Annotated in this window: 20 protein-coding genes; 12 read left to right on the forward strand and 8 right to left on the reverse strand. The window is 61.4% G+C overall.

Annotation, left to right across the window (positions count from 1 at the left end):
* Positions 1-2: 2 nt before the first annotated feature.
* Genes Tal182_RS09240 through Tal182_RS09260 form a run of 5 tightly spaced genes read left to right on the forward strand, consistent with a single transcriptional unit; the run spans position 3 to position 7,613 of the window.
* A complete protein-coding gene (locus Tal182_RS09240; RefSeq protein ID WP_085859213.1) occupies positions 3-1,118 on the forward strand; it encodes an ABC transporter ATP-binding protein in 1,116 nt (371 codons plus the stop codon).
* 15 nt (positions 1,119-1,133) lie between these two features.
* Complete coding sequence (locus Tal182_RS09245) at positions 1,134-2,672, forward strand: GMC family oxidoreductase (protein ID WP_085859214.1); 1,539 nt, start codon at positions 1,134-1,136, stop codon at positions 2,670-2,672.
* 9 nt (positions 2,673-2,681) lie between these two features.
* Positions 2,682-4,337: a GMC family oxidoreductase N-terminal domain-containing protein gene (locus tag Tal182_RS09250; RefSeq protein WP_085859215.1), complete on the forward strand. Its 1,656-nt coding sequence runs from the start codon at positions 2,682-2,684 to the stop codon at positions 4,335-4,337.
* A gap of 11 nt (positions 4,338-4,348) precedes the next feature.
* The gene (locus tag Tal182_RS09255) at positions 4,349-5,518 is read left to right on the forward strand and encodes a Gfo/Idh/MocA family oxidoreductase (protein ID WP_085859216.1); all 1,170 of its coding nucleotides are present in this window, start codon (positions 4,349-4,351) and stop codon (positions 5,516-5,518) included.
* Positions 5,519-5,531: 13 nt separating this feature from the next.
* Positions 5,532-7,613 carry an FAD-binding protein gene (locus Tal182_RS09260; RefSeq protein WP_085859217.1) on the forward strand — a complete coding sequence of 694 codons (2,082 nt, stop codon included), beginning with the start codon at positions 5,532-5,534 and terminating at the stop codon, positions 7,611-7,613.
* Positions 7,614-7,631: 18 nt separating this feature from the next.
* Here the strand turns inward: Tal182_RS09260 and Tal182_RS09265 are convergent, their stop codons facing one another.
* From Tal182_RS09265 to Tal182_RS09280, 4 genes are all read right to left on the reverse strand, one after another.
* Complete coding sequence (locus Tal182_RS09265) at positions 7,632-7,814, reverse strand: hypothetical protein (RefSeq protein WP_064801965.1); 183 nt, start codon at positions 7,812-7,814, stop codon at positions 7,632-7,634.
* A 5-nt stretch (positions 7,815-7,819) separates the two neighbouring features.
* Positions 7,820-8,050, reverse strand: coding sequence for a hypothetical protein (locus Tal182_RS09270; RefSeq protein WP_085859218.1), 231 nt, complete (start codon positions 8,048-8,050; stop codon positions 7,820-7,822).
* A 77-nt stretch (positions 8,051-8,127) separates the two neighbouring features.
* Entirely contained in the window at positions 8,128-8,919 is a 792-nt protein-coding gene (gene xth, locus Tal182_RS09275) for an exodeoxyribonuclease III (RefSeq protein WP_085859219.1), read from the reverse strand.
* 123 nt (positions 8,920-9,042) lie between these two features.
* On the reverse strand, positions 9,043-9,528 hold the full coding sequence (locus tag Tal182_RS09280; protein ID WP_085859220.1) for a hypothetical protein: 486 nt from the start codon (positions 9,526-9,528) through the stop codon (positions 9,043-9,045).
* 301 nt (positions 9,529-9,829) lie between these two features.
* On the opposite strand from Tal182_RS09280, the gene Tal182_RS09285 reads away from it, so the two are divergent.
* Complete coding sequence (locus Tal182_RS09285; protein WP_085860891.1) at positions 9,830-10,318, forward strand: hypothetical protein; 489 nt, start codon at positions 9,830-9,832, stop codon at positions 10,316-10,318.
* Between the two features lie 105 nt (positions 10,319-10,423).
* Here the strand turns inward: Tal182_RS09285 and Tal182_RS09290 are convergent, their stop codons facing one another.
* The 3 genes from Tal182_RS09290 to Tal182_RS32190 all read right to left on the reverse strand — a co-directional run bounded on the left by Tal182_RS09290 (position 10,424) and on the right by Tal182_RS32190 (position 12,679).
* Positions 10,424-11,047: a response regulator transcription factor gene (locus Tal182_RS09290; protein WP_064801974.1), complete on the reverse strand. Its 624-nt coding sequence runs from the start codon at positions 11,045-11,047 to the stop codon at positions 10,424-10,426.
* A 2-nt stretch (positions 11,048-11,049) separates the two neighbouring features.
* Positions 11,050-12,438 (reverse strand): sensor histidine kinase, encoded by a 1,389-nt coding sequence (locus Tal182_RS09295; protein WP_085859221.1) that lies wholly within the window; start codon positions 12,436-12,438, stop codon positions 11,050-11,052.
* A 64-nt stretch (positions 12,439-12,502) separates the two neighbouring features.
* The gene (locus Tal182_RS32190; protein WP_164517778.1) at positions 12,503-12,679 is read right to left on the reverse strand and encodes a hypothetical protein; all 177 of its coding nucleotides are present in this window, start codon (positions 12,677-12,679) and stop codon (positions 12,503-12,505) included.
* Positions 12,680-12,838: 159 nt separating this feature from the next.
* On the opposite strand from Tal182_RS32190, the gene Tal182_RS09300 reads away from it, so the two are divergent.
* Complete coding sequence (locus tag Tal182_RS09300) at positions 12,839-13,690, forward strand: methyltransferase domain-containing protein (protein WP_085859222.1); 852 nt, start codon at positions 12,839-12,841, stop codon at positions 13,688-13,690.
* 96 nt (positions 13,691-13,786) lie between these two features.
* Here Tal182_RS09300 and Tal182_RS09305 read toward each other — a convergent pair whose 3' ends face one another.
* A complete protein-coding gene (locus tag Tal182_RS09305; RefSeq protein WP_064801980.1) occupies positions 13,787-14,059 on the reverse strand; it encodes a hypothetical protein in 273 nt (90 codons plus the stop codon).
* Positions 14,060-14,251: 192 nt separating this feature from the next.
* Here Tal182_RS09305 and Tal182_RS09310 point away from each other — a divergent pair, with 192 nt between their 5' ends.
* The 5 genes from Tal182_RS09310 to Tal182_RS09325 all read left to right on the forward strand — a co-directional run bounded on the left by Tal182_RS09310 (position 14,252) and on the right by Tal182_RS09325 (position 16,882).
* Positions 14,252-14,650, forward strand: coding sequence for a DUF1236 domain-containing protein (locus tag Tal182_RS09310; RefSeq protein ID WP_064806091.1), 399 nt, complete (start codon positions 14,252-14,254; stop codon positions 14,648-14,650).
* Between the two features lie 112 nt (positions 14,651-14,762).
* Positions 14,763-14,927, forward strand: coding sequence for a hypothetical protein (locus tag Tal182_RS32195; RefSeq protein ID WP_164517779.1), 165 nt, complete (start codon positions 14,763-14,765; stop codon positions 14,925-14,927).
* Complete coding sequence (locus Tal182_RS09315) at positions 14,924-15,505, forward strand: BA14K family protein (protein ID WP_085859223.1); 582 nt, start codon at positions 14,924-14,926, stop codon at positions 15,503-15,505. The genes Tal182_RS32195 and Tal182_RS09315 overlap by 4 nt, the downstream gene beginning before the upstream one ends.
* 114 nt (positions 15,506-15,619) lie before the next feature.
* Entirely contained in the window at positions 15,620-15,934 is a 315-nt protein-coding gene (locus Tal182_RS09320; RefSeq protein WP_085859224.1) for a hypothetical protein, read from the forward strand.
* A gap of 63 nt (positions 15,935-15,997) precedes the next feature.
* The gene (locus tag Tal182_RS09325; protein ID WP_085859225.1) at positions 15,998-16,882 is read left to right on the forward strand and encodes a hypothetical protein; all 885 of its coding nucleotides are present in this window, start codon (positions 15,998-16,000) and stop codon (positions 16,880-16,882) included.
* Positions 16,883-16,974 lie beyond the last annotated feature (92 nt).

Here is a 16,974-nt window from a genome sequence, read left to right on the forward strand (position 1 = left end):
TCATGGCCTTCCTGGAAATCTCCGGTCTCAGAAAGCGCTTCGGCGCCGTCGACATCCTCAAGGGCATCGACATCGAACTCGAAAAGGGCGGCTTCCTCGTGCTGGTCGGCCCCTCCGGCTGCGGCAAGTCGACCCTGCTCAACACCATTGCCGGGCTGGAGACGATCACCTCGGGCGAGATCAGGATCGACGGCCGCGACATCAGCGGCCTGCATCCCTCCAAGCGCGACATCGCCATGGTGTTCCAGTCCTATGCGCTCTACCCGAATATGACGGTATCAGGCAATATCGCCTTCGGCATGGAGATCCGCGGCGTGCCGAAGGAAGAGCGGGCCAAGGCGATCAAGCAGGTCTCCGACATGCTGCAGATCGGCCATCTGCTCGACCGCAAGCCGTCGCAATTGTCCGGCGGCCAGCGCCAGCGCGTCGCCATGGGCCGGGCGCTGGTGCGCAACCCGCAGGTTTTCCTGTTCGACGAGCCGCTTTCCAATCTCGACGCCAAGCTGCGGGTCGACATGCGCACCGAGATCAAGCGGCTGCACCAGCGCATGGGCACCACCTTCGTCTATGTCACCCACGACCAGATCGAGGCGATGACGCTGGCGACCAAGATCGCCGTGCTGAAGGACGGGGTGCTGCAGCAGTTCGGCACGCCGGCCGAGATCTATAACAGCCCCGCCAATCTCTTCGTCGCCGACTTCATGGGATCGCCGGCGATGAACCTGCTCAACGCCACCGTCGAGAACGGTGCTGCCGGGCTGGCCGTCTCGCTCGAGCGGCCGAACGGCGCGCCGCTCAGGCTGCCGGTCGTCTCCGGCAATCACGGCCTGTCTGCCTATGCCGGCAAGCCGGTGATCTTCGGCATCCGCCCCGAAGCCTTGACCGATCCCGACGGCGCCGACCGCAAGGCGCGCTCGCTGACCGAGGACGATTGCCTGATCGAGGTGGTCGAACCGGCCGGCTCCGACACCTTCGCCGTCACCAAACTCGGCGGCAAATCCGTCGTCGCCCGACTGCGCGCCGATGCCGGCATTGCGCCGGGACAAAATACCCGCCTTGCCTTCAATCTCGACAAGGCTGTGTTCTTCGATCCGGACAGCCAGGTGCGGATCGTGTGACGGGCAGGTGTTGACATGAGCAGTTCGCCAGACATCGTCATCATTGGCTCGGGCGTCGGCGGCGCCACAGTCGCTGCCGGCCTGGCTGTATCAGGTGCTGAGATATTGGTCCTCGAAGCCGGCGATCATATCGCCGATCTTCCCGTCAATCGCGACCAGCGCGCCATCTTCCAGCATGGACATTTCCGGCCGAAGGAAACCTGGTACGAGGCGAACGGCAGGGGCTTCAACCCCGGCAACTACTACAATGTCGGCGGCAATTCGAAATTCTACGGCGCCGTCTTGTCGCGCTATCGCAAAGAAGATTTCGACGTCATCGAACATCGGGAAGGCGTTTCGCCGGCCTGGCCCTTTCCCTATGAAGAGCTGGAGCCATGGTATTCGCAGGCGGAGCTGATGTATCAGGTCCGCGGCAGTCTTGGCGAAGATCCGACCGAACCGCATCACTCGGTTGCCTACGAATTCCCGCCCGTGCCCGACGAGGCGCCGATCGCCGAAGTCAGGGTACGTCTGAAGGCGAAAGGACTGCATCCGTTTTCGCTGCCGCTCGGCCTGGATCTCGATGCCTGGCTCTCCAAGGCGCGCACGCCCTGGGATGCACATCCGAATTCACAAGACGGCAAGATGGATGCCGAAACCGCGGCACTCGCTGTGGCGCTGAAACACAAGAACGTGCGGCTCGAGATAAATGCACGGGTGATACGGCTCGACACCGGGGCGGGGAGCCGGATCGACGGTGTCACCTACGTCAAGAACGGACAGACGCTGACTGTCTCGCCCAGGATCGTCATCCTTTCCGCCGGCGCGGTTCAGTCATCCGTGCTTTTGCTCCGTTCGAAAAACGACCGCTTCCCGAGGGGACTCGCCAACTCTTCCGATCAGGTGGGCCGCAACTTCATGAACCACAATGCCTCGGCCGTGATAGCGGTCTCGCCGCGCTTCAGGAACACCGCCGTCTACCAGAAAACCTTCGCCTTCAACGACTTCTATCTCTCCGACGGGGAGGGAGGACCGCCGCTCGGCAATGTGCAGTTGCTGGGCCGTATCTCCGAAAGAGTTCTGAAGGGCTCTCTGCCGCAGGCTCCGGAATGGCTTCTCCGTTTCATCACGGACCATGCCATCGACTTCTATGCCATGAGCGAAGACGTGCCCAATCCGGAAAGCCGCGTCATGGTCGATGGCGATCGGATCATCCTCCAATGGCAGAGAACCAACTGGGACGCGCATCTGGCGCTTGTCGCCAAGCTGAAGGCGATCCTGAAGTCGGTCGGATTTCCGATCGTACTATCGAGACCCTTCGACAAGCGCACGCCCTCCCATCAGTGCGGAACGATCCGGATCGGCAATGACCCTGCGACGGCGCCGCTCGATCCCTATTGCCGGTCCTACGATCACGAAAACCTCTTCGTCGTCGACGCCGGTTTCCTGCCTACCTCGGCTGCAGTCAATCCGGCGCTCACCGTCGCCAGCCAAGCTCTCAGAGTTGCCCATCACATCGCATCGACGGACTTGCAGACACAGGCAGATCCATTGGTGCGCGCCGGCTTCAAATAGGACAGTAAAATGGGATTCGATTATATCATCACCGGTGCCGGTCCTGCGGGCTGCGTTCTTGCAAGCCGCCTCAGCGAAGATCCCGATGTCAAGGTACTGCTTCTGGAGGCCGGCGGAGGCGACTGGAATCCTCTTTTCCACATGCCCGCCGGTTTCGCCAAGATGACCAAAGGCGTCGCCAGCTGGGGATGGGAAACCGTTCCCCAGAGGCACATGAAGGACAGGGTGCTTCGCTACACCCAGGCAAAGATCATCGGCGGCGGCTCGTCGATCAATGCGCAGCTCTACACCCGCGGAAACGCGGCCGATTATGATCTCTGGGCCAGTGAAGACGGCTGCGAGGGCTGGGACTACCGTTCGATCCTGCCCTATTTCAAACGTGCCGAGGACAATCAACGTTTCGCCGACGATTACCACGCCTATGGCGGTCCGCTGGGTGTCTCGATGCCGGCGGCACCGCTGCCGATCTGCGATGCCTATATCCGCGCGGGACAGGAACTCGGCATACCCTACAATCACGATTTCAACGGTCGCCAGCAGGCCGGCGTCGGATTTTACCAGCTCACCCAGCGCAACCGGCGCCGCTCATCGGCATCGTATGCCTATCTCTCGCCGATCAAAAACCGGAAGAATCTGACGATCCGGACGGGCGCGCGTGTCGTCCGCATCGTGCTGGAGGCAGGCCGCGCCATCGGCGTCGAGATCGCCACCGGACACGGTCTGGAGGTCGTGCGTGCTGAACGCGAAGTCTTGGTCTCGTCAGGCGCGATCGGATCGCCGAAGCTCCTCTTGCAGTCCGGCATAGGGCCGGCCGACCATTTGACCTCGGTCGGCGTCAAGCCCTTCCACGATCTGCCTGGCGTCGGCGGCAATCTTCAGGACCATCTCGATCTTTTCGTTATCGCCGAATGCACCGGCGATCACACCTATGACGGCGTTGCGAAGCTCCACCGCACGCTTTGGGCGGGGATACAATATGTCCTCTTCCGCACCGGTCCGGTCGCCTCGTCGCTCTTCGAGACCGGCGGCTTCTGGTATGCCGATCCCGACGCACGGTCTCCCGATATCCAGTTCCATCTCGGCCTGGGTTCCGGCATCGAAGCAGGCGTCGAGCGGCTGAAGAACGCCGGCGTGACCCTCAACTCCGCCTATCTGCATCCGCGCTCGCGCGGCACGGTGCGTCTGTCTTCTGCCGACCCGGGTGCAGCACCCTTGATCGATCCCAACTACTGGTCCGATCCGCACGACAGGAAGATGTCGCTGGAGGGGCTGAAGATCGCCCGCGAGATCATGCAGCAGGCGGCGCTGAAGCCCTATGTCATGGCCGAAAGGCTTCCGGGTCCGAAGGTCATCACCGACGAGCAGCTTTTCGACTATGGCTGCGCCAACGCCAAGACCGACCATCATCCGGTCGGCACCTGCAAGATGGGAACGGGGCCCGACGCGGTTGTCGGGCTGGATCTCAAGGTCCATGGCCTCGAAGGCCTCCGGATCTGCGATTCCTCGGTCATGCCGCGCGTCCCGTCCTGCAACACCAACGCTCCGACGATCATGGTCGGCGAAAAGGGATCCGATCTCATTCGGGGTCTGCCCGCGCTGCCATCGGCGATCTTCGCCTATGAACGCAATGATACCAGGACCCGGGCCCGCGCCGAGATCCGCTAAGGAGAGCGACAATGTCTGAAGTGAAAGTTGCAGTGCTTGGCGCCTCGGGCTGGATGGGAAAGGTCCACACGATGGCCTATCAGACCTTTCCGCATTTCTTCGGCGTCTCAGACGGAACGGCGCGGATCGTGGCGCTTGTCGACAGCAATCCTGACGTAGCGCAGGATATCGGCAACAGGGCGCCGGGGGCCAGGATCTACCAGGATTGGAAGCTGGCGGTTGCCGATCCCGAAGTCGATCTCATCGATATCTGCTTGCCCGACCATCTGCACTATCCGGTGGCCAAGGCGGCCCTGCTGGCCGGCAAACATGTCTATTGCGAGAAGCCGCTGGCAAATACCGCTAACGAAGCGCTGGAGCTGGCCGAGATCGCCAGAGAAAAGGGTGTCATCACCCGTGTCGGACACGCCTTCCCCCGAAACCCCGTTCATGATCTGGCGAAAGAGATCATCGAATCCGGTGAAATCGGTGAGATCAAGCTGTTTCGCGGCTGCCAACACGTCGACATGTATGGCGATCCCACAGCACCGTTCATGTGGCGCGCCGATGGCAAGCTCGCGCCGACCGGGATCGTCGGCGACACCGGTTCGCACATCTTCAGCTTCATGGATTTCCTCGTCGGCCGCGTCAGCTCCCTGATCGCCGACAATCTCATTGTCACTCCGCGCCGGCCGATCGTCGAGGGGCTTGCCTATGGCGAGCAGGTGAAACTGTCGGGCAACGAGGCCTGGGCCGATATCACCAATCCCGACGCGACCAACCTGCTGTGCCGGTTCGAAAACGGCGCCGCCGGCATCGTGGACTTCAGCCGCGTCGCCACCGGCCGCAAATTCATGCAGACCTACGAGGTCTATGGAACGAAAGGCAGCATCGCCTATACCTATGACGAGATAAACCGGCTGCGTTTCTACACCAACGACGACAGCACGGGACGGCGCGGCTTTCGCGAGATCGACGCCGGTCCTGAGAATGCGACCTTCAGGGCTTTCCTTCCGTTGCCGAACTTCGGCATAGGCTACAATGAAAGCAAGATCATCGAGGTGGCCGAGGTCATAAGATCGATCGTCGCAAACAGACCAATGTGGCCGACATTCGATACCGGCCACCACATCTGCCAGATCGTCGACGCCTGCATGGAGTCTTCCCGGCAGAGACGCTGGGTCGATATCCCGCTCAATTGATTGTGGTGCGCCGATGACGATAGATGTCCCGCAGGAAATTCTTGACGCACTGACCGATGTCGATATGCCGCGGCTTCCAGCCGAAGGCGTCGCTTCGGAAGAGGTCCGGCTCGCTGGCATCGCGACGCCGATCTACCGAGCCGGCTGCGTCGTCGTCGGCTCCGGCGCTGCGGGTCTGCGTGCGGCGGTGGAAATGAAGCGGCGCGGCGTCGATGTCGTCATCATCAGCCAAAGCGCATGGGGCGGAACCTCGGCCTGCTCTGGCTCCGACAAGCAAACCCTCCACACCGCGAACACGGCCGATCAGGGCGATAATTACCGGGCGATGGCCCGCGCCATCGGCAGCGGCGGCGCCATGGACGAGGACACGGCCTATGTCGAGGCGGTCGGCTCGTCACGGATGATGGCATCGCTGCAGTTCTTGGGGCTGCCGCTGCCCCAGGATCCGCTTGGCGGAACACTGAGATATCAGACCGACCATGACGAGGTCGGCCGCGCCACCAGCTGCGGCCCGCGCACCTCGCGCTTGATGGTCAAGGTGCTGGCGGAGGAGGCGATCCGACTGGGCGTGCCGTTCTACAACCAGACCACCGCGGTGAAAATCCTCACCGAGGGCGAGGGGGCTGAGCGTAATATCGCCGGCATGCTCGTCATGCGCGCCGGCGACCGTACGCAGGAGAATCCGCTCGGCATCGCCTTGTTCGTGAGTGGCATCATCGTGCTTGCCGCCGGCGGGCCGGGCGAACTCTATCGCGACAGCGTTTATCCCAACGGCTGCTTCGGCTCCCTCGGATTGGCGCTGGAGGCGGGCGTCGAACTCGTCAACCTGACCGAAAGCCAGTTCGGCATCGGAACGCGCAGAGAGGGATTCCCTTGGAATCTGTCCGGCACGTACGTCCAGGCGATTCCGCATATCTATTCGGTCGACGGCGAAGGCGCCGAACACCATTTCCTGGCGGGATATTATCGAAGTACCCAGGAGCTGGCGTCGAACATCTTCCGTAAGGGCTATCAATGGCCGTTCCACGCGACCCGCATGCTTGATTTCGGCTCGAGCCTGGTCGATCTCGCCATTTACCGTGAGACCGCAGCCGGTCGGCGCGTCTTTATGGACTTCAATCGCAATCCTCTGCCCGTTCCCGGCGACCTGCCATTCAGCCTGGAGAGGCTGGACGAGGACGTTCGCCTCTATCTCGGCAAGGCTGGCGCCGATCAGCAAATGCCGATTCATCGATTGAAGCATATGAACCCGCTCGCGATCGAGCTCTATCGCCGTTACAAGATCGATATTGCCGCAGAGCCGCTGGAGTTCGCGGTCAACAACCAGCACATGAACGGCGGCATCATGGTCGACAGCTGGGGCCGCACCAATCTGGGTGGCTGCTACGCGGTCGGAGAGGCGGCTGGCACGCATGGGGTAACAAGGCCCGGCGGAGCGGCGCTGAATGCCGGGCAGGTCTTCGGAACCAGGGTGGCCGAACATATCGGCGCCGGCGGGGCAAAGCGGCCTGCGGCGGGACGTGTACCGGAGGCTGCAGAGGCGGGCATCGCCAATCTCCTCTCCGCCCTGCGAACCGAAAGCCCGCTCACTGTCAAAGCGGTCCGCTCGGCGGTGCAGGCACGCATGAGCGAGAAGGCTGGCATCATTTGCGATCAGGGGAGCGTCCGCCAGGCCTTGATCGAAGCGCGGGCGCTGAACGCCGAAATCCGCGCCAACGGCCTCGCCTACGAGCGCGCGGCCGAAGCGGTCCGAGGCGTGCAATGGCGGCACATGGCGCTCGCCTCGGAGGCGGTGCTGAGCGCCCTGGACTTCTACATCGGCAGGGGCGGCGGCAGTCGGGGAGCACGGGCGATCTGCGATGCGGAGGGCGAATTCCTGCCGCTGGCGAGTGCCAGTCGGCTGGAGGACTATCGTATCCGCAAGGAAAACGAAGCGCATCGCAAGGAGCAGATCGTCGTTCGGCTCGAAGGCGAAGAGGTCAGGCTTTCAACCCGTCCGAACCGCGAACTGGATAAAGGTGCCAGATCCTTTTTCGAGCGCGACTGGCCCGCCTGGTTGACGGGCCGCATCTATGATCTGGACGGCGGCGAATGAGGCGATGCTGTCATTGTATCAATCAGGATTGGCGACCGCTGGCGGAACCCGGATGCGCTCCGTATCGTCAGAGCCTTCGGCGACGGCTTCCTCGCTTTTGCGCACATGCCGTGGTGGATCTTTTCCTTCGACGGGTTTCGGCGACAATTGATCGTCGGCCTGGATTTCGTCGGTATTGAGATAATTCTTGCTCTCGCCCATGACGATCACTTCCGGTTGGAGAATTGCGGGGCAGGAATGCGCCCCTTCTGATCGACGCGGCCTGTCTCAGGATCGGAGCTGGGGACGCCGTCGACTGCCTCGCGGCTGCTGCCCATGCTGACGGGAGGCTTGCGCTGGTCGTCGACACCTGCCTCGGACAGCTCATCGTCCTGAGTGTCCTCGTTCAACGACTTGGGCGGAAGCTTAGCGGAATCGGGAATGGGTTTTATACGCATCGGACAATCTCCTTTGCAGAGCTAACTCCAGCAGGCATCGCAGGTTCCGTGCTACTCTGCGACCGATGCATTGCCGCTCACACGGCTTCAGCTGCCGGAAGATCGAGCTCGATCATGACGGGTGCGTGGTCGCTCGTATGCTCCCAACTCCGGGGCTTGCGCCGGACGGTTGCCGATCGGAGCCACGGCGCCACTGTCGGGCTGAGCAGAAAGTGGTCGATCCGAAGCCCGGCGTCGCGCTCGAAACTGTTCCGCCAATATTTCCAGAAGGTGTAGATGCGCTCGTCCGGATGCAGATGCCTGATGGCATCCGTCCAGCCTTGGGAGACGAGCCTGGCGTAGGCTTTGCGGACTTCGGGCCTGAAAAGTGCATCGTCTCGCCAGCGCTCCGGCTTGTAGACGTCGATCTCCGTCGGCATGACGTTGAAATCGCCGGCAAGGATGGAAGGCACCTCGATGTCGAGCAGTTCGGCGGCATAGGCGTGCAAGCGCCCGAACCAGCGAAGCTTGTATTCGAACTTGGCGCTGGGAAAAGGGTTGCCGTTCGGCAGATACAGGCATCCGATCAGCATTCCTTCGATGACGGCTTCGATATATCGGCTGTGGGTGTCGTCAGGATCGCCCGGAAGACCGCGCCGCGTCAGGATGGGTGTCTTGTCCTTTGCCAGGATGGCGACGCCGTTCCAGGATCGCTGCCCGTGCCAGACGGCGCCGTAGCCGGCCCGTTCGATCTCTTTTCGCGGAAACCTGGCGTCGTCGGTTTTCAGTTCCTGAAGGCAGGCTACATCGGGGGCATCCTCTTTCAGCCAGCGCAGCAGGTTGGTCAGTCGCCCGTTGATCCCGTTCACGTTGTAGGATGCGATTTTCATGAGGGATCATGTCGAGGCAGTGCTGGCCAGATCCGAAAGCGTGCCGCGTTCTTCCTGGTTCTTTTGTCGCGCGCAGGATTCGTGCAGACAGCCAGTCCATTGACTCGCCATGGTGCCGCCCTTTCAGCGCGTTGCGCCGTACACAAAGGCGATGGCGGCGACGATCGCTGCGGCAGTCAGCGGCTGCCGGCGTATCCTTTCCTCCATATCCTGGACGAAACTCCTAGCTTCCGCCTTTGCCAGACGGGCTGTTCCGGACGCCAGCTCCGACGCGGACTCAGCCATCCGACCGGCTTCTTTCTGAAGCGCGCGCAGTTCCTCGCGGTCGGCATCGAATCTGTCCGAGGCGTGCGAAGTCTGCAGGGCCTGATCGACCAGCGGATACTCTTGGTCAATGGCGGTCGGATCCGGCTCCCGCTTCACCCGCTCAGCCGCCTCGACATCGCTGCGGCCGACGGGAATGGAGGTATGGGTGGCGGAAACAGGATCAGACGCGGGAAACGTGTCTTCGATCGCTTTGTCGAGTTCGCCCTTTCCGGACTGTTTTCGCTGCTCTGCCTGCTCTTTTCGCAGGGACTGGACGGCGGGTGAATCATTCGGGTTCGGCATCGCGGTTTCCTCTGTTGCAATTTGATAATCAAAGCGGTGACGAGGAAAGAAGTTCCAGAAAAATGCGTCTGCGCCTTGTCCAGCAACACCATGGCGACGATGTCGACAATATACGCGCCGTGGCAGTATTTGTGATGACATCGCTCGTATTTTTGGGGGCGCATCCACTGCATGCCGGACCAAAGTCCTGCCTTTTCTTAGTACCTAGGTCCGGTTGCATTTAGCCCTCAGAAAGGCGAAAATTCTCAAGGCGTCCAATAGGCGTAGGAACGGCGAAGAACGGATGAACAAGTCAATGGCATTGACTATCTCGAAACGGGGTTTTTTGAGATTGGGCGGCTGCGCGGCCGTCGCCCTCGTTGTTGCCGGATCGCCTGTGACAATCAATCTCGATGGCTCCCTTCGCGTTCTGACGGTGAAACACGCAGCGGCAAAGGACGGCAATAACGGCGGCGGCAACGGCGGAGGAAATGGCAACGGCGGAGGGAATGGCAACGGGGGAGGCAATGGCGGCGGGGGCGGAAACGGCAGTAGTGGTTCCGGCAGCAGCGCAGGTGGAAGCTCCAACAGCAACGCCGGATCCTCTTCATCCTCGGCCGCGTCGTCGACGGGATCGAAGGCCAGAGCGACCGAAGGCACCGATGGGTCGATCAACGTTCGCCACGCGAACGGCATCACCGAAAGCCTGCGCAGTGGCCGCTATATCATGAAGGACTCGAAGGGCAGGACGATCATAAGCCGGCAGGCGACGGCCGGCGACGCAAACCGGCTGAGCAATTTCCTTCGCTGAGGCAGAATGCGGAAAACGGCGCCGTAGAGCCTTTCCGGGTTGGAGTGCAGTATTCTGTTGGCTCAACTAACCCGGAAAAGCTCTGGATCGCAGGTCGAGCCGGCGCTATCGCCGTTCGCGCCATTGCAGGGCCGCTTCGGTCCTGTTCGAGGCGCCGAGCTTGCTCAGGATCTGGGTCATATGGTGCTTCACGGTCTTTTCCTGCAGGTTGAGGCGCAGGCCGATATGCTTGTTTGACAGACCTTGGGCGACGAGATCCATCACCTCGCGCTCCCTTGGCGTCAGACTGTTCTTGTCGGAGTTTCCGTTTTGTAGCGAATTTTCCATCGCCTTCGCCGACATCATCGGCGAGACATATCGCGACCCGCTGAGGACGGTTTTAATCGCTTCGGCGAGGCCGCGTGAACCGACACCTTTGAGAACGTAGCCCATCGCGCCCTGCTGCAGGGCTCCGAGCAGCGTGTCCACCTCCTCGGATACCGTCAACATCAGCACTTTCGTCGTCGGGCTGAGCGCCAGGACGTCGGCGATCGCAGCCAATCCGCCGCCGGGCATCGAGACATCGAGAAGCATCACGTCGGGGAGGTTGTTCGATGCGATCATGGCGGCATCTTCGCTGCTGGCCCCTTCGCCAATGACCACGAAGTCGCTCATCTCCGACAAGCTGCGCGTTACACCCTCGCGAAAAAGCGGGTGGTCGTCCACGACGCCGACGGTGATTGGTGTCATCTCTATTCTCCAGCTTCCATAGGCTCGAAGGTCATGGTCACGGTCGTTCCTCCTTCACCCGTCTTGATATCGAAAGATCCCCCCAGGCTGTCGATGCGTTCGCGCAGCCCCACCAGGCCCAGGCTTGTCGGCCTCACCTCCGTCGGGTCGAACCCATCGCCACGATCACTGACCTCCACACAAACATGACCATTATGCGACACGGCTTTCACGGTCTGCTGAACGCCGCCGCCGTGGCGATAGGCGTTGTTCAAGGCTTCCTGAACGAAGCGATAGATACAGATCTTTACGGCAGCAGCGAGCTCGGGTCCATCCTCGTCGATAATCGCTTCGACAACGGTTTCGGTCTTGTGCCGGTGCGCTTCGACGACCCGCAGCACGATATCGGTGATGGAGGACTTTTCGATCTGCGGGAGCACCAGTCCGCTGCAGATATTGCGGATTTCCGTCATGGCCTCCGCGAGGCTCGAGCGTATCCAGGCAAGTTCTTTTTCGCGCGCTTCGGGTTCGGTGGATGCGTTGATCAACAAGTCGCTGTCCAGTCGCAGTGAAGCATAGGCAATGTGCTGTGCCGGACCGTCGTGAAGATCGGCGCCGATGCTGCGCAGATATGTTTCGTTCAGCGCCGCCACGCGCTGCGAAGCGCGCTGCAGCCGCCGCTGGAGTCCGCGATTTTCCGCCAGCAGCGCAGACAATTCCTTGACCCGTTCCTTGAGATCCCTGCGCTGCGCTTCTATCGTGCGGCTTCCGCGAAACACCAGGGCGGAGAGAACGAGGAAAAAGACGCCTGTGAGAGCGGCGACTGCTCCCCAGCTCTGCAGCCTTGCGTGCGCCAGACTGTCGCCGAGGCCTTCCGCGGTCTCGTAGAATTCGAGCACAGCAACCGCCTGGCCGGACCACGGCTGGAGAACCGGATTGTAGATTTCCATCAGCGGCTTGCCGAGCGCGCGCTCGGCACCGCTTTCCGGGTCGTCGGCGACTTCGTATCGCGCGACGAGCGAGCCGGCGAATGCCTTCTGCAGCTTGGCATTTATGGGAAACTTCTGGCCCACCAGCTCCTTGTCCTTCGAATAGAGGATGGTGCCGTCGTTCCGCCACAGCCTGAAGGAGACAAGGCGCCTGCCAAGCGCCCCTTGACCGAGTGTTTCGTCGAGAGCCTGAGCGCTGCCTTCGTCCAGCAGCGATTCCGTTTGCATGTCGGGAAGCAGCGGCGCCACCACACTGTCGACGTAAAGCGCCGTCGCCGCGCCGGAATTATGAATGACGGCTTCCTCGATCAGATGGGTGACAAGGATGCCCACGAGAAACATGGCGGCGATCGAGACCAAGCCACCCGCGATGAAAAATTGCGAGGCGAGTGAGCGGGCATTCCAGCGGCGCAGCCAATTCATTTTGATACCGGCAAGAGACTTTGCCGACTAACCTACAGCGTCTTTGGAGTTTTTCCAGACTGTATCAGGGCAGATTCCTAGTATCGAAGACCTCGGCGCCTCTGATGCTCTCGGTCAAATGAATGCTATCGCCTGACATGGCTGCGCCGAAGACATAGAGGAGACCGGCCAGAACGATGACGAGGGCAATGACGGAGGCGTTCCAGGCATCGTTGACATGGGATCTGTTCTTTTGGGGCATAAGCGGATCTCCTTCCATATCGCTCAAACGACGCGGTCAGGCGACCGTTCCGCTTCGGGGACTTCGGTCGAAGAGGCCTGGGACCAAGGTCCGTCCCCGTGGACAACATCCGATTCAGCCATATTTCAACTTCGATGGAGCTGTGTTTGGAGACGTGTGGTGACAGTTTCTGCGAACATCGATGACGGTGCAGATGCCGCATCTGTCGCGCCTCCCCCTCCGTTCGGGGCAGGCGTCGCCGATCTTTACCAAGCCCTTCTCGTGCCGATTCTCTTTGAGCCCTATGCGTTGGAAATGGCAATCGTCGCCGAACGGTCGAAGCCGGTCAGCGTGCTCGAAGTCGCGGCGGGGACCGGCGCCTTGACACGCGCTCTGCGGGCGAAGCTCGATCCGGCCGCCGAGATCGTTGCCACCGATCTCAGCCAGGCGATGATCGACGTCGGCGCACCATCTGTGACGATGTCGCGAACGCATTGGATGCACGCAGATGCGCAAGATCTGCCGTTCGCCCCCTTGATGTTCGATCTCGTCGTTTGCCAGTTCGGCGTCATGTTTTTTCCGGATAAGCCGAAGGCCTATCACGAGGCGAAAAGAGTGTTGCGGAGCGGAGGCCATTTCCTGTTTTCGACTTGGGATTCGCTTGCTGCCAACGACTTCGCAAGATGTGTGGACGAATGTCTGACAAGCCTTTTCCCGTCGGATCCTCCCGATTTCCTCAGGCGCTTGCCATATTCTTACTTCGACCCCAGCCCGATCAAGGCTGAAGTATCATCGGCGGGATTCGAGGCAGTTTCCTGCGAACGGCTCGAACTGACCTCTATCGCGGCCACAGCACAGGATATCGCGACCGCTTTCTGCCGGGGCACGCCGCTCAGCGGAGAAATCGAATGGCGGGCGCCGGAGCGCATGTCGGAGATCGTTGATGAGGTGGCCGAGCGGGTGGCGTCTCGCTATGGCGCCCGTCCTCGCGGCAGCATGAGCGCCCTGGTCGCCTCCGGCCGGGCCCCTTAACCGCTTCCGGCAATCTTCTCGCGCGCCGATTACCTGTGCTCGGGGCTCGTGCGGATAATCATTCCCTGGCGCCCGGATTAAACCTGCGGTCGCCGATTACGGGATGAGGCAGTAGTGGGGGTAGTCAGGCGCGCGCATCGCGCCGATGACGTGCTGTTCGATCTCGACGCAGGTCTCGTCATATTCCCGCACCAGCTTCAAATTGAACCGTCGTCTTCGAAGCCGATCACGCGCTTCGACTGCCATCTGGTAGGCCTCGAAAAGCTCGAGCTGCCACGGGTCGCGCGCCTGCATGATCAGCGCCCGCATTTGCGGCAGACGCATGGCCAGGCGCCTGCGTCCCGCTTCCCGACGGTTGGATCGTGTCATCTCCCTCGGTCTCCTGCCCAAGCCCGCGATGCGATGGCGTTCGGCTCGAGAATAGCGCGGCTGACGAATAATGAAATCCAGACCAAGGGCCGGGATGCCTCAGACCGAGGTCCGGGGCGTGGAACGACCTCGTTGCCAGCAAGTTGGTTTGGCAGCGGCAAGCAGGCCGCATTGAAAAGCAAGGAGGAAAAGATGCTCTTCAAGTTTATCGCAGGCGCCGCAACTGCCATGACCGTGATGTCGGGCGTCGCATTCGCCCAGTCCTCGACCGTCAATGGTGCGGCCGGTGGCGCAATCACCGGAGCTATCGTTGGTGGGCCGGCCGGTGCTGCTATCGGCGGCGTTGCCGGCGCAGTCGTCGGCACGGCGATCGATCCGCCGCCTGAAAAGGTCGTCACCTATGTCCGCGAGGCTCCGGCACCGTCGGCACGCGTCGTTGTGAAGGAAAAGGTGGTCGTCGGCCAGCCGCTGCCGGAAACGGTCGTCGTGACTCCCGTTCCGGACGATCCGACATATGCCTACGCGGTGGTCAATGACGAGCGTGTCATTGTCGAACCGTCGTCGCGCAAGGTGATCCAGGTGATCAAGTGACCTGATCGTTCACGTGGCTCTGCCGCGTCTTCCTTTCGCAAATCATCTTCAGATCAGCCGCACGATGGACGGCAGCGTCGTCGTGCGGCCGCACGGATCGAGGAGAGGGAACATGATCTATTCCGAAGAGAAATCCGCTGGTCTCGCCGTGCCGCTGATCGCCATTCTCCTGTCGATGGTCGGCATTATCGCCGTGCTGGTCGCCACCGGCGGGCACAGCAGCGCCGGGGCGCGTGTCTGGATTCCCCAGGCACAACAGCAGGGAGCGGGCCAATGAATGCCATTGCAAGCGTCGCCTTCGGCATTGCCAGCTCGGTTGGCGCCTGCATGGCAGCGGCCTCCGTTGCCTCGCATGTGGTGGCGGATTCCGGACCACCCGCGCTCACGGACCTTGCCGCCCCCGATCTATGGACGACGAGTCCGGTGAAGGTCGATCCCCATCGGCAGCATTATGAACGAATTCCGCCTGTCTATTCCAGCTATGTCACCGAGGCTGCGGCGACCGTCGCGCCAAGGGTGACTACGCGACCCGCTCGTTCGTCGACAGAACTGCAGCCACCGCAGCCAAAATTCGCCGCCGAGCACCTTGCCTGGTGCGCCAAGCGTTACCGTTCCTTCGATCCTGCGACCAACAGCTACCGATCCTATAGGGGCGAGATCCGCGAATGCGCCTCGCCGTTTCAGCAGAATATCGCTGCAAGCCCTGAAGCCGGCGGCACAAAAGTCAATGCCCAGGCGGCAACCCGATGTGCCGCCCGATACAGATCGTATCGGCCGGAAGACAACACCTATCAGCCGTGGGAGGGGCAGCGCCGAAGCTGCGAGATGTCGGATCTGGTCGCGACGAGCAATTAACCATGACCGGGTACGGCGTACAAAATCGTACCGTGCTGGCGAGCCAGACTAAAGTCCGTGTTGTAATCGCATCGGTTGTGATATCCGGTTGTATTTGAGGGGCGGAGAGCGGGGATGGCGACGACGCTGATAGCAGAAATCCACCAGGCGCAGACAAGGCTTCCGTTCTTGAGTAGGGCGGAGCGCGGAGCCCTTATCGTTCGCATTCTTCGCGAGTTGAAGATACTCCGTCGCGAAGTTCTCGGGAATGTGTCGGCCGATCGCTGCGTTTGGATCGATAAACTGATCGCGTCAGTTTCTTCGACGGTATCGGAAATCGTCACGATGCCGGACGCCGAGTTCAACCGTGTCTTGAACGAGTTCGAAAAGCTCATGGCAACGCTGCATAACATTTCGCAGCCGCAGAAGCCGTCGAAGACAGTTCACTAGCATCGTTAAGGCGACGTACGGCCGCGCCGGAAACCGATCCCGGTGCGGAAGCGTTCTCCTCCTATGACAGAAACAAAATCGCCTGCTGACCAGGACGAGATGTCGCCCCGTGACGATGAGCCGAAGCCAGGCGCAGAGGTTTCCTTCCCTTACGACAGGATGACTGTAGAGCAGTTCCGAAATCGCTTCCCGCGTGCCCGCTGGAACGACGTGCGAAGGGCCTGGTTCGTTCCCGGCCGAACCGCGTCCCGTCGCATCGGCCGATGGCTTGCCGAGCTGGAGGCCGAAGCCGACGCGCATGCGGATGCGAAGGGGCGCGATGCCTTCGCCTTTGATCCCATCGACAGTCCATATCTGGAACTCGGCAAGGACGGCTTTCGAATCCGCACGCCCTATTCAAAAACCGTCGTCGACGAGCTTCGCGAGGTGCCGTTCTCGCGATGGGACGGCGATCTTCGAATATGGCACGTTCCCTTTCGATCCTATGAGGAACTGAGACGCAGATGGCCTGACATCGAAGCGGCGGCTCGCAGAAACGAACCGGAGGAGAGGCGACGGCGCGCCGAGGAGCGGAAGGGAACCGAACGGGAGATGCGCAGCAAGCTTCGCACAGCCGAACGCAAGCGCCGCCGTTACCCGCTTCCGACCGACGACTTGCCGCCGACAGGACGCCCGGTGGCCACCTCGTATGGGATCGTCGTCTTCACAGAAATCACCGGCGAACTGGTCGATCCGGCTCTCGTCGCGGATTTCTATCCCGGGGTCACGGAGGATTATCTCTGGGGGTATTGGCGGGTGCCGACATTCGACGAACTTGTCCGTACCTGGCCTGCGAAAACGCCTCCCCGTCGAGATGCCGAATGGTGGCAGCCGACGATCGAAGAACTGAGGCCCGCCCGCCGCGCGGCAAGAGCACGCGAAGCCAGGAAGCAAGCGAAGGCGCCGTGACCGGAGCCTGCCACCGGTCGTGCGGACTTGTAGCAGATGCTGCGTCGGAGGATGCCCGGCTGGTGTGGGAACAAATTCCCACGTCGGCCATT

The sequence above is a fragment of the Rhizobium sp. TAL182 genome (assembly GCF_002117725.1).
GTDB lineage: Bacteria > Pseudomonadota > Alphaproteobacteria > Rhizobiales > Rhizobiaceae > Rhizobium > Rhizobium esperanzae.